Annotated in this window: 16 protein-coding genes, 1 tRNA gene and 1 pseudogene; all 18 read left to right on the plus strand. The window is 39.2% G+C overall.

Features of this window, described 5'->3' with window-relative positions:
* Positions 1-3: 3 nt before the first annotated feature.
* The 18 genes and pseudogenes from sdhB to C1726_RS17690 all read left to right on the plus strand — a co-directional run bounded on the left by sdhB (position 4) and on the right by C1726_RS17690 (position 15,742).
* The gene (gene sdhB, locus C1726_RS17605; RefSeq protein ID WP_102274344.1) at positions 4-765 is read left to right on the plus strand and encodes a succinate dehydrogenase iron-sulfur subunit; all 762 of its coding nucleotides are present in this window, start codon (positions 4-6) and stop codon (positions 763-765) included.
* A gap of 395 nt (positions 766-1,160) precedes the next feature.
* On the plus strand, positions 1,161-1,625 hold the full coding sequence (locus C1726_RS17610; protein WP_102274345.1) for an acyl-CoA thioesterase: 465 nt from the start codon (positions 1,161-1,163) through the stop codon (positions 1,623-1,625).
* Between the two features lie 148 nt (positions 1,626-1,773).
* Positions 1,774-1,998, plus strand: coding sequence for a helix-turn-helix domain-containing protein (locus tag C1726_RS17615; protein ID WP_009333184.1), 225 nt, complete (start codon positions 1,774-1,776; stop codon positions 1,996-1,998).
* A gap of 175 nt (positions 1,999-2,173) precedes the next feature.
* On the plus strand, positions 2,174-2,632 hold the full coding sequence (locus C1726_RS17620; RefSeq protein WP_102274346.1) for a MarR family winged helix-turn-helix transcriptional regulator: 459 nt from the start codon (positions 2,174-2,176) through the stop codon (positions 2,630-2,632).
* 10 nt (positions 2,633-2,642) lie between these two features.
* Positions 2,643-3,437, plus strand: coding sequence for a glutamate racemase (gene racE, locus C1726_RS17625; RefSeq protein WP_102274347.1), 795 nt, complete (start codon positions 2,643-2,645; stop codon positions 3,435-3,437).
* A gap of 76 nt (positions 3,438-3,513) precedes the next feature.
* Entirely contained in the window at positions 3,514-5,655 is a 2,142-nt protein-coding gene (recQ, locus tag C1726_RS17630; RefSeq protein ID WP_102274348.1) for a DNA helicase RecQ, read from the plus strand.
* Positions 5,656-5,882: 227 nt separating this feature from the next.
* Positions 5,883-6,962: a GerMN domain-containing protein gene (locus tag C1726_RS17635; RefSeq protein WP_102274349.1), complete on the plus strand. Its 1,080-nt coding sequence runs from the start codon at positions 5,883-5,885 to the stop codon at positions 6,960-6,962.
* A 119-nt stretch (positions 6,963-7,081) separates the two neighbouring features.
* Positions 7,082-7,837, plus strand: coding sequence for a ribonuclease PH (rph, locus tag C1726_RS17640; RefSeq protein ID WP_102274350.1), 756 nt, complete (start codon positions 7,082-7,084; stop codon positions 7,835-7,837).
* An 18-nt stretch (positions 7,838-7,855) separates the two neighbouring features.
* Complete coding sequence (locus C1726_RS17645; RefSeq protein WP_102274351.1) at positions 7,856-8,467, plus strand: XTP/dITP diphosphatase; 612 nt, start codon at positions 7,856-7,858, stop codon at positions 8,465-8,467.
* Entirely contained in the window at positions 8,464-8,985 is a 522-nt protein-coding gene (locus tag C1726_RS17650; protein WP_102274352.1) for a metallophosphoesterase, read from the plus strand. The genes C1726_RS17645 and C1726_RS17650 overlap by 4 nt, the downstream gene beginning before the upstream one ends.
* Before the next feature lie 126 nt (positions 8,986-9,111).
* Positions 9,112-9,185 (plus strand) — tRNA-Arg (locus tag C1726_RS17655).
* A gap of 503 nt (positions 9,186-9,688) precedes the next feature.
* Positions 9,689-9,922, plus strand: a pseudogene (locus C1726_RS17660) (adenylyltransferase/cytidyltransferase family protein); the annotation flags it as partial.
* A gap of 100 nt (positions 9,923-10,022) precedes the next feature.
* Entirely contained in the window at positions 10,023-10,922 is a 900-nt protein-coding gene (locus C1726_RS17665) for an NUDIX domain-containing protein (RefSeq protein WP_102274353.1), read from the plus strand.
* Entirely contained in the window at positions 10,912-11,463 is a 552-nt protein-coding gene (locus tag C1726_RS17670; protein WP_102274354.1) for an NADAR family protein, read from the plus strand. The genes C1726_RS17665 and C1726_RS17670 overlap by 11 nt, the downstream gene beginning before the upstream one ends.
* Positions 11,464-11,561: 98 nt before the next feature.
* On the plus strand, positions 11,562-11,879 hold the full coding sequence (locus C1726_RS17675; RefSeq protein ID WP_102274355.1) for a hypothetical protein: 318 nt from the start codon (positions 11,562-11,564) through the stop codon (positions 11,877-11,879).
* Between the two features lie 381 nt (positions 11,880-12,260).
* On the plus strand, positions 12,261-13,316 hold the full coding sequence (locus C1726_RS17680) for an ankyrin repeat domain-containing protein (protein WP_102274356.1): 1,056 nt from the start codon (positions 12,261-12,263) through the stop codon (positions 13,314-13,316).
* A 443-nt stretch (positions 13,317-13,759) separates the two neighbouring features.
* The gene (locus C1726_RS17685; protein WP_102274357.1) at positions 13,760-14,491 is read left to right on the plus strand and encodes a YwqG family protein; all 732 of its coding nucleotides are present in this window, start codon (positions 13,760-13,762) and stop codon (positions 14,489-14,491) included.
* Between the two features lie 189 nt (positions 14,492-14,680).
* Complete coding sequence (locus C1726_RS17690; protein WP_102274358.1) at positions 14,681-15,742, plus strand: suppressor of fused domain protein; 1,062 nt, start codon at positions 14,681-14,683, stop codon at positions 15,740-15,742.
* Positions 15,743-15,810: the final 68 nt, after the last annotated feature.

Genomic DNA, 15,810 nt, shown 5'->3' on the forward strand with positions numbered 1-15,810 from the left:
ATGATGAGTGACAAAAAAACAGTTCGCTTTATAATAACTCGTCAAGATAATCCAGATTCTGCCCCTTACCAACAAGAGTTCGAACTTGATTATCGTCCGAATATGAACGTCATCTCAGCGTTAATGGAAATCAGACGTAACCCGGTAGATGTGAAAGGAAATCAAACAGCTCCTGTTTCTTGGGATATGAACTGTCTAGAGGAAGTTTGCGGTGCCTGCTCAATGGTAATCAATGGCAAGCCACGTCAATCATGTACAGCACTTGTAGACCAGCTTGAACAGCCAATCCGCTTAGAACCAATGCGTACCTTCCCTGTTGTCCGTGACTTACAGGTTGATAGAAGCCGCATGTTCGATTCCTTGAAAAAGGTAAAGGCTTGGATTCCTATTGACGGAACCTATGACCTTGGTCCAGGACCGCGTATGCCTGAACCAAAGCGTCAATGGGCATATGAATTATCAAAATGTATGACATGTGGCGTATGTTTAGAAGCATGTCCGAATGTAAATAGCAAATCTGACTTTATTGGACCAGCTGCTTTCAACCAAGTGCGTTTGTTCAATGCACATCCAACAGGTGCTATGAATAAGGCAGAACGCTTAAATGCATTTATGGAAGACGGGGGAATGCAAGGCTGCGGTAACTCACAAAACTGTGTTCAATCGTGTCCAAAAGGAATTCCAATTACAACTTCCATCGCGGCTGTAAACCGTGATGCAACGTTTCAATCATTTAAGAACTTCTTCGGAAGCGATCAGGTATAATAAGAGGAATACCCCGCTCATAATTGGAGCGGGGTATTTTTTTATGGGAAAAGGAAACTTTATTTGCAAATCTGGACTATTATTTGCAAAAACCTATTTATAATTGCAAAACTAAGCTTTTATTTGCCAAACCTTATTTATATTTGCAAATCTGAGATTATATTTGCAAACCCCATTTATAATTGCAAAACTAGGCTTTTATTTGCAAAATCCCATTTATATTTGTAAGCCAACGCTTCTTTGCGCAAATATGGAGGTATTAGCAAATATAGCCTTTAATATGAAAAAGAATAGCATTGTAGAAAGAATGTATCCGGCTCTACTTTTCAAATAATTCGAATTAATCTATAATAGAAATAATGAATGGTCATTCATTTTAAAGTGGAGGTAGAAAAATGTCAAAAATAAATTATATTCCTGATATGGCAGAGTGGGAGAAGGATTTTGAATTTTATTATGAAATTAAAGTCAGATTTTCAGAAACAGATATGTTTGGTCACCTAAACAATACAGTCCCTTTCACATATTTTGAGATGGCAAGAATAGAGTTTTTCAAGTTTAAAGGGTTTATGCAGGAGTGGGTAAAACCAATGAACGAAACCATCCCTGTTGTTGCGGATCTCCAATGCGATTTTCTGCAGCAAGTCTTTTTTGATGAAAATCTGAAGGTATATGTGAAGGCAAATTCGATTGGTAAATCTTCAGTTGATATTCACTATATGGGCAAAAAGGAAGATGGTACGATTTGCTTTACAGGCAGAGGAGCGATGGTGCAAATGTCGAAAAAAGCAGGAAAAGGTGTACCTTGGACTGAAGACCAGCGAAAATTGCTAGAAAATCACGAGAAAATAAAAGCTTAATTACATGAAACACACATTTTAAAAATAAAACGTTCTCCTTGGAGGAATTGCAGTCACTTCGGGTCCGTGCTTGACATATGATATGGTGACTAAATATATACCCACCCCGCGGTTCATAGCTGGCGAAAGGCAAGGAGGGTTACAATACTTGAAGGAGAACGAATATACTCACAAGCCGTTACTCACCAAACGAGAAAGAGAAGTATTCGAACTGTTAGTACAAGATAAAACAACAAGAGAAATCGCTGGTGAATTGTTTATTAGCGAAAAAACAGTTCGGAACCACATATCGAATGCCATGCAAAAGCTTGGTGTTAAGGGGCGATCACAAGCTGTTGTAGAGCTCCTTCGAATGGGAGAGCTAGAACTTTAATTTAGACCGGCAATCCATTTTATTGGATGCCGGTTAAAATTATTTTTGGCTGGAATTATTTTTGAATGTATTTCTCCTTGAAATTTGCTCGAAAAAAGGCGAAAATAAATGAAAAAGAGAAGTATTTTTTTTATGATATAGATGATTAGTAAAGCAATTATGGGAGTTGTTTCTAATGGAGCTGGATGATGTGATCATTAATGAAGAAGTAGATTTTGTGGCAGTAATTGAAAAAGAACTGCGATACATATCAGGAATTATTAAGCAAAAAGGCCGCGAAATTTTAAGTAATTATAAAATTACTCCACCCCAATTTGTTGCTCTGCAATGGCTTTTTGAAGATGGAGATATGACAATTGGCGAGCTTTCTAATAAAATGTATCTTGCATTTAGTACAACAACCGATTTAGTTGATCGGATGGAAAAGAATACGCTTGTAAAACGGGTGAAAGACCCAAATGATCGCAGAGTCGTGCGCATCCATCTTCTTGAAGAGGGAGAGCGGATTATCGATGAAGTGATAAGAAAAAGGCAGCTATACTTAAAAGAGGTACTGGTTAATTTTTCAAATGAAGAAGTTCAGCTCCTAAAAACTAACTTAATGAAATTACACCAAGATATGCGCGGAGAATGAGGCGGTAAGTTTGAAACAACCAATTGGCATCATTGATTCAGGTGTCGGAGGGCTGACTGTAGCGAAAGAAGTAATGCGTCAGCTGCCGAATGAAAATATTGTTTACCTAGGCGATACAGCTCGCTGTCCATATGGACCAAGACCTGGTGAGGAAGTAAAAGCGTTTACATGGGAATTGACTCAATTTCTATTAACGAAAAAAATTAAAATGCTCATAATAGCTTGTAACACAGCAACAGCTGTTGTGCTCGATGAAATTCGCAATGAGCTTTCCATTCCTGTCATTGGCGTAATTTCTCCCGGAGCGAGAGCGGCTATTAAAAAGACAGAAAATCATAGAATTGGCGTAATTGGAACGGTTGGTACAGTTAAAAGCGGTGCATATGAAGAAGCGTTAAAGCAAATTAACAGAAAGACAGTCGTGCATAGCCTTGCATGCCCTAAATTTGTTCCGCTTGTTGAAAGTGGAGAGTATGGGGGTCCTTTAGCTAAAAAAGTTGTAACTGAGACGCTTCAGCCACTTTTGAATAATGGGTTAGATACCTTAATTTTAGGATGCACGCACTACCCGCTGCTGGAACAGCCGATTCAGCATGTGATGGGGGATCGTGTAAAAGTAATTAGCTCTGGTGAGGAGACCGCAAGAGAAGCTAGTGCCATTCTCTCTCATTATGGGATGCTAAATTCAAGCGAGAATGAAGCAGAGCATCATTTTTTTACGACAGGCTCAAGAACAATTTTTAAAAAGATTGCTTCTGAATGGCTCCAGCTGCCTGCAATAAATGTGAAGAAAATTACGCTTTAAAACCTTCATGCTGAAGGTTTTTTTGTTATAGATTCATGATAGAATAGAGAAAATGAATAAGAATAAGGTGATAGATTTGTTGAATGAAGCTGAACATTATTTAAAGCAATATTTTGGTTATTCCTCCTTTCGTCCAGGCCAAGGTGAGATTATCCGCAATTTATTGGCACAGACCAATACGCTTGGTATCCTTCCAACCGGAGGCGGAAAATCCCTTTGCTTCCAAATCCCTGCACTTATGCTCCCAGGTCTTGCTGTTGTTATTTCTCCATTAATCTCTCTCATGAAAGATCAAGTTGATGCATTATTAGCGGCAAATATAGATGCCACATTTATTAATAGTTCACTTACAAGCCAGGAATATCAGGAAAGAATGAATGGGATACGCCAAGGTCATTTCAAGCTCGTTTATGCTGCACCTGAGAGATTTGAATCTGAGAGCTTTTTAGAGATGCTTAATTCAATAGATATTTCAATGATTGTATTTGATGAAGCACATTGTATCTCACAGTGGGGACATGATTTTAGACCAAGCTACCGTTCAGTTGTTATGAATTTAAGCAAATTAAATAAAAAACCAGTAATTGCTGCCTTAACAGCTACTGCAACAAAGGATGTAGCAGATGATATTCGAAATCTATTAAATATAACAGAGACAGATAGTTTTATCACCGGCTTCGCAAGAGATAATTTAGCTTTTCATATTATGAAAGGTATGAATAAAAGAGATTTTATCAGTCAGTTTATAAAAAAACATCCAAATGAATCAGGAATTATTTATACATCTAGCCGTAAAGAGACAGATCAGCTATACAATCATTTAAAGGCATTGAATCATCCTGTTGCAAAATATCATGCTGGGCTGGGAGAAGAAGCTCGTAAACAGGCACAAAATGAGTTTGTTTATGATGAAGCAGATATAATGATTGCGACAAATGCATTTGGCATGGGAATAGATAAGTCAAATGTTCGGTTTGTCATTCATTATAACATTCCGCGTAACATTGAAGCTTATTATCAGGAGGCAGGACGTGCTGGCAGAGATGGAGAGGAAAGTGCATGCTATTTGCTTTTTTCCCCACAAGATATTCAGCTCCAAAAGTTTCTAATTGAAGAATCCAATCTAGATTTTCAGAAGAGGGAACAGGAGTACAATAAATTAAAGCAAATGGTGAACTACTGCCATACAGAAAAATGCTTGCAATCCTATATTATTGAGTATTTTGATGACAATAGTCAAATGGAGGCTTGCGGGAAATGCAGCAATTGCAAGGATAAACGTGAACAAGCAGATATTACGAAAGAAGCCTTGATGATCTTTTCATGCATTAAAAGGATGGGTGAGCGATTTGGTGTTACGCTTACTGCTCAAGTTTTAAAAGGCTCGCAAAATAAACGAATTAAAGATCTGAGATTTAATGAATTATCAACATATGGGCTGCTAAAACATTATAAGGAAAAAGAAATAAGTGATATCATTAACTATTTGCTTGCTGAAGGCTATTTGCTATTGACTGACAGTCAGTATCCGGTTATCAAGCTTAGTGAGAAATCGCTGCCAGTATTAAAGCAACAGGAAAAGCTTTATATGAAAACAACGATTCATGCATCTGTCACTGCAAATGAAGAAAATAGCGATTTATTTGCTACTCTTCGTGCACTTCGCAAGAAGCTGGCGGATCAGGAAAAGGTCCCGCCATACGTTGTCTTTGCAGATACAGCTTTAAGAGAAATGAGCCAGTATTATCCCACAGCGAAAGATGAAATGCTGAGAATTAAAGGTGTTGGCCAAATGAAATATGAAAAATATGGAGTATTTTTCATAGAAGAAATCAAAAATTATATGGCTGAGAATAAAATCGAAATGGAAAAGAGAATTCCAGAGGAAGAACAGGGAACTCCTTTGAAGAATCAGGACAAATCAGATGTGCCAAGCTATCTGCAATCATACCAATTTTATATGGATGGAATGTCAATTAATGAAATTGCGAAAGCGCGTAATTTTTCTCCAATTACGATTCAAGAACATATCCTGAGAGCCTTTCGGGAGGGGCAGGAAATTAATTGGCAAGAAATATTTGATGACCAAACAGAAGCTCTAATATTAGATGCAGTCCAAAAAGTGGGGACAGAAAAGCTTAAACCGATTAAAGAAGAACTGCCTGAAGAAATTGACTATTTTTCAATTAAAGCAGTTCTAGTAAAGAATGGTCTATAAAAACATGCATGATCATCTGCTCACTTCCAGTTTGTAAATGTCGGTCTAATTTCACTGCGCTGATTATTACTTCGCACATAAAGGTTTGTTCAATAATCAGATCGACAATTTATATTTATATAGAAAAAGTGGGCTTTGAAAAATCAAATTTTTTTCTCCGAAGACGGTCTAATTTACAAATAGGCTCGTATACATGTTAGTACAAACTGTCTTTGGAGGGATTAAATATGTCCATAAATAAAAAATCAACAATCGTGTCTGCAGTCATAGTCTCATCCGTTTTGCTGTCTGGATGCGGGTTGTTTGGGAGCGGTGGAAAAGAAAAAATCGATCCGCCCCAATCGTCGGTAACATATACGGATGATGAATCAGCCTTATCTGGGGAAACAACCAATACAGAGATTGGGACGGACACTGCAGGAAATGATGAAGCTGTAACAGGTACGATTCAAACGGAGCTCTACTTGATCAATAAGGAAGGCTTAGTTGTGCCGCAAACATTGGAATTGCCCAAAAAAGAATCAGTTGCTACACAAGCACTTGAATATCTTGTAAAGGGCGGACCTGTAACAGAAATGCTTCCAAATGATTTCATGGCGGTACTGCCAGCTGACACAAAGCTATCGGTTAATATTAAAGATAAAGTTGCAACGGTAGATTTCTCCAAGGAATTTAAAGATTATCAAGTGGAGGAAGAAACGAAGATTCTTCAGGCTGTTACATGGACTTTAACTCAATTTGATTCTGTTGATAAAGTTAAATTTCAATTGAATGGAAATGACCTAAAAGAAATGCCTGTTGGCGGAACACCTATTGGGGAATCATATAGCAGAGAAAATGGAATTAATCTAGATACAAAAGATGTACTTGATATGAACAATACAAGACCTGTTACGGTTTATTATATCGGTGGAAGTGAAGGCTCCTATTATTATGTTCCCGTCACAAAACGTGTCTCCAATAATGAGAAGAATAATTACAAGGCTGTCGTTAACGAACTTATTAAGGGACCAAGCTATGTGTCGAATCTTGACAGTGTGTTCTTACCGGAAGTAAAGCTATTAGATGACCCGAAAATTGAAAATGGAAAAATTACTTTGAACTTTAACGAAGCTGTATACAGCAGTGAGGAAAAAATAATTTCTGAACATTTATTGACAGCATTAGTCCTGTCATTAACTGAGCAAAAAGACATTGAAAGTGTTGCAATAACGGTTGATGGAAAAGCAGAGCTAGTGAATGAAGATGGTGAAAAACTGACAGAACCTGTGACTCGTCCTGAAAAAGTAAACACAGGTAGTTATTAATCATTTGATTTTTGATATACTATAGGAATAAGTAAAAGAGGAGGCATTTTCTGCCACCTCTTCTTTATTGTGTTAGAGGCTGACTAGCTTCAGCATTTCTATTTAGGAGGAATCATCCCATGCGTGCAGATGGACGTGAACAGCTACAATTAAGACCTATACATATTGAAACGAATTATTTAATGCATCCTGAAGGCTCTGTTTTAATCAGTGTTGGAAATACAAAAGTAATTTGTACGGCAAGTATTGATGACCGCGTGCCGCCTTTTATGAGAGGGGAAGGAAAAGGATGGATAACGGCTGAATACTCCATGCTCCCTAGGGCAACAGAAACAAGGAACATTAGAGAATCAGCTAAGGGAAAAATTACCGGACGAACGATGGAAATCCAGCGTTTAATTGGACGAGCTCTTCGTGCAGTTGTTGATCTTGAGGCACTTGGAGAACGAACGATCTGGCTAGATTGTGATGTCATTCAGGCAGATGGAGGCACAAGAACAGCATCGATTACAGGTGCATTCGTAGCCATGGCACTCGCTTTAGAAAAAGTTAGCAAAACAAAAAAACTTGCAAAATATCCAATTAAAGATTTCTTAGCGGCAACAAGTGTCGGGATTTTAGAAAATAAGCAAGTCGTTGTCGATTTAAATTATCTTGAGGATTCAAAAGCACATGTTGACATGAATATTGTTATGACGGGAAATGGAGAATTTGTAGAATTGCAAGGAACAGGCGAAGAAGCGACTTTTTCTTACAGTGAGCTTCAAGAATTGCTAAAAGCTGGACAGGATGGAATTGTCCAATTATTTGAAATTCAGAAAGAAGCGCTCGGAGAAGAAATTACTAGTAAAATTAACTCAAGAAAAGAGAAATAAGGGAAGGTGCATAAAAGAATGTCAGAAGTGATTATTGCAACAAAGAATCAAGGAAAAGCAAAGGAATTTGCACGAATGTTCCAGCCGCTCGGCTTTGAAGTAAAGACGCTGCTGGATTTTCCAGATATACAGGATGTAGAAGAGACAGGAACAACCTTTGAGGAAAATGCGATATTAAAGGCAGAAACGATTTCTAAAGTTCTTGGCAGAATGGTGATTGCCGATGATTCAGGGCTAGCAATTGATGCATTGGATGGGAGACCTGGAATTTTTTCTGCTCGATATGCAGGAGAAGAAAAAAGCGATGAAGCCAATATGCAAAAAGTCCTAAAAGAGCTTGAAAATGTTCCTGAAAACGAACGGCATGCAAGATTTTACTGTGCCCTTGCAGTTGCTTCTCCAGGAAAGGAAACGTTTACTGTCTTAGGGACTTGTGAAGGAAGAATCTTACGAGAAAAAAGGGGATCCTACGGATTTGGCTATGATCCGATATTCTTTGCAGTCGAGAAAGGAAAAGCAATGGCAGAGCTGGAACCAGAAGAAAAGGCACAAATTAGTCACCGTGCACATGCTCTTTGTAAATTAGAAAGCGAGCTGCCTTCTCTTTTAGCTGGAGCTGAAAAAAAGTGAAAATATTAATAGTCAGTGATAGTCATGGACTAACGGAAGAGCTGCAGGAAATAAAGGCTCGCTATAAACATGAAGTACAGATGATGATCCATTGTGGAGATTCAGAGCTGCAGGCTGATGAAGAAGCGCTTGAAAACTTCGTAGTTGTTCAGGGAAATTGTGACTTTATTGGAACATTTCCTGAAGATATAGTTAAAGATGTTGGCGGTCATCGCATTTTTGTTACACATGGCCATCGGTATGGAGTTAAATCCACATTATTAAATCTTTCCTTACGTGCGCAAGAAATGGCCGCGAAAATTGTCTGTTTCGGGCATTCTCATTTCCTTGGGGCAGAAATGATCGATAATATACTGTATATCAACCCTGGGAGTATTAGGCTGCCAAGGGGAAGAATAGAAAAGACATTTGTTATTCTTGAAGTAAGCCAGAATGAAATGAAACTTTATGTTCATGACCTTACACATGGGAAACTAGATAAGTTAACACAAGTATTTACACTTCCAAAAAGTGATTGAACAGCATATACTGTTAGGGAAGCTAAAAAGGCTTCCCTAACAAAAAATATTATTTTTTGTGTTGACTTTTAATTATTTGCCTTATATAATAAAACTTGTCTTTGAAATACTTTTAAATATTATTTTGTCCCAGTAGCTCAGCTGGATAGAGCATACGCCTTCTAAGCGTACGGTCGGGAGTTCGAATCTCTCCTGGGACGTATCAATGTTCAAATAGAATAAGTTTGAACCAACTGAAAAGCACTTCAAATCTTTTAGAATTAAGGGTTTGGGTGCTTTTTTTTTTTTGAGAATGCGATAGAAAAGGATAAAAAACGGAATGTTTCTACACATTTTTTACACAAACAAAAGTAGCATGAATACGCTGCTTGCTTGTTTCGAATCGAACTCTAAGGTACCTTATTTTCAATTTCTGGTCTTCTTCAAACACGGCTATGTTTATAACCATCTTCCTCGTGCCATGTTGCTACAGACATAAAATCTGTGTCTCGTCAGATTTATGTTCCACTCCACAACGAAACACCACCAATAAATAAGAAACAGCTTTTGAAAATTGGAAAAATTTACTTGAACTTCTCAGGATTTTCTGTTAATTTTGATAGTAATAATATGTTAGTAACAAAGTGATACTAAGAAGTGGCTATGTTTTTCGTCCTATGAATGGGTGGAAAAAGCGGTGGGATGCAAGATGAAAAAGGTCGGTATGAAAACGCTTGGACTAACACTGGGGAAGTTTGCCCCGCTGCATAAAGGTCATCAGTTCATGATCGAAACGGCGCTGCAGGAGGTTGATGAATTGATCGTGGTCATTTATGAGACGAAGGTCACCCCAATCCCGCATCATGTCCGGGCAAATTGGATTCGCAGGCTCTACCCGGAAGTCCGGGTCATCGAAGCTTGGGATGGCCCGGACGGGTATTCGGATAATAGGGAGCATATACGCGCAAGGTTGACGAGGTGCTGGCGAAGTTCGAATCTTACGGAAACTATTTCGGAGAGTTGAATGGTTAAATCATAAATAAAGGAGGCGATCCCAATTGGATTTGTTAGATAAGGATGGACTTACGGAATGCGAATTTTTGGAGCAGTACAGGGCAGGTGATTACGAGCGGCCTTCGATGACGACGGATATGGTTATTTTCACTGTGACGGAAGAGGAGGCTGACAGTTATCGCAAACTGCCGGAAAAAGAGCTGCGCGTCCTGCTTATTCGCCGGGGGGGGCACCCCTTCCTGGGTAAATGGGCGCTGCCAGGCGGCTTTGTCCGGTCGAATGAGACGACTGAGCAGGCAGCAGTAAGGGAACTAAGCGAGGAAACCGGCGTGGAAGATGTTTATTTGGAGCAGCTGTATACGTTCAGTGATATCGGGCGAGACCCGCGAACCTGGGTGATAAGCTGCAGCTATATGGCTCTGATCAACAGTGACAAGCTGGAGCTTAAGGCGGGAGATGATGCAGCAGATGCTGCCTGGTTCAAGGTATCCTATCGGCCGCTGCGGGAGCAAAACGAGCTGATTGAGGACGGATACATCAAGACGCTGGAGTACGAACTCAAACTAAGCAGTGAAGAGAAAGAACTTTCGGCGGTCGTGGCGAGGATTATGACATCGGAGAATACATCGGCTGGCACGGATTATGAGATCATATCGAATGACGGATTGGCCTTCGACCATGCGAAGATCATAGCATGCGCTATTGAGCGTCTGCGAGGAAAAGTGAATTATACCGATATTGCACTGAATTTGATGCCGAAGTTTTTTACCTTAACGGAACTGCAGCAGGTTTATGAGGTAGTTATGGATAAAGAGCTGTTGAAGGCAGCCTTCCGGCGTAAAGTGGGCGATCTTGTGGCGGAAACCGATCTTTACACCGAAAATGCCGGACATAGACCATCCCGCTTGTATCGGAGAAATTGGAGGATTAACGATGATTTATAATATCGATGAGTTAAAAAAAGCATATAACGAGGGAAAAAAGTTCAAATTTGTATTTTTTTGGGGACATACGCCGCCTAAGGACGGGAGCGTCGACAAAAGCTGCTTCAGCCAATGGTGGATGTGCCCGTTCACGGTAGAGGGAACGCAGTACTCCTGCGCCGAGCAGTTTATGATGGCTGAGAAGGCAAGGTTGTTCGGTGATGACGAAATGCTGGAGTCAATCCTTAAAGCTAAGCATCCAAAGGAGATGAAGGCTTTTGGACGTGCGGTCCGAAACTTTGACAAAGATATTTGGGATAAGGAATGCTACGGTATTGTGAAAAGAGCCAGCTTAGCCAAATTTTCGCAGAATCCGAAGCTTGCAGACTATCTCAACACGACGAAGAACCGCATCCTCGTTGAAGCTAGCCCGCGGGACCGTATTTGGGGGATCGGCATGGGCCAGTCCAATCCAGATGTGGAGAATCCTGTGAAATGGCGGGGGGAAAATTTGCTGGGGTTCGCGCTGACGGAAGCGCGAGACGAGTTGCTGCGGAGTTAGACATTTTATAATGACGAGCTGAATGGGGGGCTTGACCCCTACTTCCAAAATAAATGCAGAACCTCAATAACATTCTCACACGAGATGGGGGGATATTAATGCTCCGACCACAGAAGAAATTTTTAGAACCGTGGATACCTGAAACTTCAATGATTTTTCTTGAAGAACTGCATAAAGAAATATCTGAAAACCATATTCTTTATGGGGCTGATCTAGATGTCATTGCTCGAAGAGAAGATAAAGATGAAGTATTATACCAATACAAAACGAATCCACATAAGTATGTACAAGTACACCTAACATGGAAGATGGGTAAAGAAATTGACTCAAGGTGGCCTAAAACACGAGAATTTAACTCTTTTGATAACTGGATAAATGAAGTAATGCTAATAGACAATAAAGAATATGAAGAATAATTTAGGAAAAGTGATAGAAAATCAGCGCAAAACACAAAAGTTAGTATAAATAGATATTAATTAAGGTGAATATGAAGTCACATATTTCAGAAATAAAATATTAAGAGATTAATAAGCTACTTAAATTTCTTGCTTTTTTCCAAAGGCCAGATGCAATGATTAGTGAATAGGAAAAAAGGTATTGCTTGAATGTGAAGAAGTTTGAGAGTTCTATAATGAATTAGATAATACAGGATTTCTCTTTGTATTTGATTGGAAGAGTTGGCTGAATCAAAATCAAAAATTACGGAGACATCAGAACACGCCAATATTCTTAAACCTTTTCCAGTATGATGGGAATGAAGAGCATTAATAAACTCTGACGTAAGGAGAGAAGCACAGATGGGGAGGAAGAAAAAAAACTTACCGAAAAATTTCGATGAACTAATTGAGGCAGGTAATATAACAGCATTAAAAGAGGTATTTATGCAATGCGAATTAGATGCCCGAGGCGGTTACAGCAAATCAACAGCCTTGAGCTTCTTCAATATACCGAATGAATTGGTTCGCTGGCTCGTGGAACAAGGTGCTGATATAAATGCTAGAGACAGTTACGGAAGAACGGCTCTACATAAACATGCAATAAGTTGGTGCGGTAATACTGAATTGCTGCTTGAGCTGGGGGCAGATCTAGAAGCTATGGATTATCAAAACGAGACACCTTTATTTGCTGCCGCAGGTTCATTTAAGCCAAAGGCGGTTCACAAGTTGGCTGCTAAAGGCGCAAATCTCAGCGCAGAAAATATGATGAAACAGACTCCTTTAGAAAAAGCTTTGGCTATGTGTAGAAACATAGATATCGTCAATATGGCGGAAGTTGCCGATATTTTGCTTAACGCTGGAGCAACTGTAACGCCAGAAATGAAAGACTTGATTAAGCGAATCGGAAACGACTTTGAATTTCACAGAGAAGGCTTTAATAAAGAATATTTGAATCAAACGGATGACGCACTTTCCAAACTATATGAGCTATTTGATGTTCCCCCAGTAGGGAAACGAAAGATTCATGACGGCACCTCTCCAATAGTAGTATCAACAAAGGGATGGCAGACGCAGCATCATGAACTCTGGAGTTTATTAATTCCCTCACAAGGACATGCGAACACCGTACAGGGTGAACTGATCCGTATTACTGGCAAAGTGTCATACGAAGTTTTAGATAATGGCGGTATCAACTGGGATAACCAATTTCGTCAGATGCTCAATCGTTTGAACCATTACTTTAGCTTGGGTACACCTTTACATCCTGCTGCACTTCAGGAGGCAGAAACTTTAGTAAAGGTACTTCACAACGGTCATGGCAATGATGAACCTGCGAGACTATGCGAACTGGCAGTGCATTGGGTACTCAATAATCCGAATCCTATTACTTTGGAACAGCCCGATTATAAAAGATAATTTATGTACGACTTATTCAGTGTATACAATAAGCTTTACTAATGCTCTATATTTTCCCCTTTTCTAAGCACTTACTAGCTAAGAAGAGGGGATATTATTTTAATTCGATATAAGGACATTTAAGGAATGGCAGAACACTGTTGTTGAATTAACATAAACATATTTGAAGGATTTGGGCGATATGGATTCAAGAGACTCGGATTATAAAAGAATTATTTATAGTCTAAGTGAGAAACGAGAAGTTTAAGAATTTTAGGAAGACGGGAAAGAAGTCACTTATTTTTTGTATGAAAGATGTGAGTTCTTGTCTAGATCTAAAGAGAAACCTTACATCTTTAGCTGGAAAAATTAGGTATTTAGGGTAGGATGACGGAAATTACCAAATAATGTTATAGTTTAAATCGGTTAAGTAAAGAGTCGTTTATCAGAATGGGGGACTTATATTGATAAAATACGATATTCCTGAACTTTTGAAAGAGCATGAAAAACTAATTAAAGAAACTTTTAGGTATAGTAATGAGATAACTTTTAAACGTGAAGAAACAAAACCCTGGGATAGTAAATTAGGTGGATGTCCCTATATGAAAAATATGGAAGATTATCCAACCGATGAAGTTGGGGTACCTATGTTGTTTTTAGCACAAATCAATCTGGCAGACCTTGAAAATCTAGTTGAATTACCAGAAAAGGGATTACTGCAATTCTATGTTGCTAACGATGATATGTATGGTTTGGAAGACCCGATTCTAGTAAAATACATTGAAGATTATGAAGAACATTTAGTAATGGAACATCCTTATGAAAATGAAGAATATAAGGAGAATCTTCCTTTTTCACACAGCGGTAAAATGTATTTTAAAACAAGGGCAATGCCTATGTCTTCATCATTAGATCTATTCCGGGAAATCTTTATGAATAAGCTATCAGAAGTAGAATATGAGAAACTGAGTGATGATTGCTATAGCAGCGATAGCAGAATTGGCGGCTATCCCTATTTTGTTCAGAATGACTATATCAGTTTTGATGATGGCGATTTTCTATTATTGCAACTGGATATCGATGATGAATGCGGCATAATGTTTGGGGATTCTGGGAATTGTGTTTTCTCTATTCCAAAGGATGCTTTGAAAAATAGGGATTTCTCAAAAGTAGTGTATGATTGGCAATGCTGTTAGTGATATACGTACGATGATCTGTTTTGAAGCTTTTAGAAAAGTTCCAAGTAATGTGTGAGTATTTGGGCAAGAAAAAGTGGCATTAGCAGAAGAATGTGGTAAGGGCTTCGCAATAAGGCACTTTTGAGGCGTTTCTATTTTCAATATAATTGCAAGTAACTGCAAAATTTACAAGTTGGAGGAGAAAAAATGACCGAAGAAGTAAATACGACAGGATGGAATGCAATTGAAGAGGAAGTAACGAAGCTGTACGGGGAACAGGAACCGAAGCATTATGGTACCGCCATTCCTTATATGCTTGGTGGGCAAGATCCATTAGATGGTCTTAGCGCTTATAAAGCGGAGTCGCCTTTTCCGCACTGGCATATTGTAACTTTTGGTTTCTCGGAGCTTTATGAGAAAGAATCAGAAAATCTTGATTATAGTGGCTATGGGTTTGAACTTACTTTCCGGGTGGCTCGTAGCAAGGATGAGGAGGAGCCTCCGGCATGGGCATTAAATCTACTCCAAAACATGGGACGATATGTGTTTAACAGCGGCAATATATTCGCTTCAGGTGATTATTTGGATGCCAATGGACCAATCTGCTTGGGAGCTGATACACTACTGACCGCTCTTGCTTTTATTCCAGATCCAGAACTGGATACGCTGCATACGCCTAATGGACGTGTTGAATTTCTTCAAATGGTAGGAATTACTGAGGATGAGCTGGATGCTATGAAAACATGGAATACAAGAGGTTTACTTGAAGCTGGAAAAGCAGAACTGCCGGGTTATATTACGGACTTATCCCGGAATTCAATTCTGCAAGTCCCTGCTGTGCAGGAAAGTGTGCAAATAGGAATAGATCGTGACGGATCGAGCACCGGATTTTTATTTGTGGATCAATTGGCCTGGGAACCCGGTAAGAATGGCGTGTTCAGTAAAAAGCCGTCTGTGCTTACACTAGGAGCTAAGCAAGCGGGTACGGTTGGAATGCTGCTGCGTGGCCGACTGCTCAAGGGAAAAGATTTGATTTTAATGAGCAATGAGCTAAGAGTAACATTGGAACTCGCTTCAACGACTGGAATCGAAATAGATGAGCATAACGTCCATTTGAAACTGGATGAAGCGGTTGTTAACGAGCTCATGCACAAACTTCTGCCCAAAGAAGGAGAAATTCATTTGTCTTCTTATAAAAATTTAAAACTTCAAGTCGTTAAAACATACATCAAGGATCAAGATGGAAATATGGTATCTGCTATCGGATAGACATTTCGGATTTGAATATTGCATCGGTGAACGGTGATGAAAATGATTCAACACGCCGCCGATAAGCG

The organism is Cytobacillus massiliigabonensis (assembly GCF_900199725.1).
In the GTDB taxonomy this organism is placed as follows: domain Bacteria; phylum Bacillota; class Bacilli; order Bacillales; family Cytobacillaceae; genus Cytobacillus; species Cytobacillus massiliigabonensis.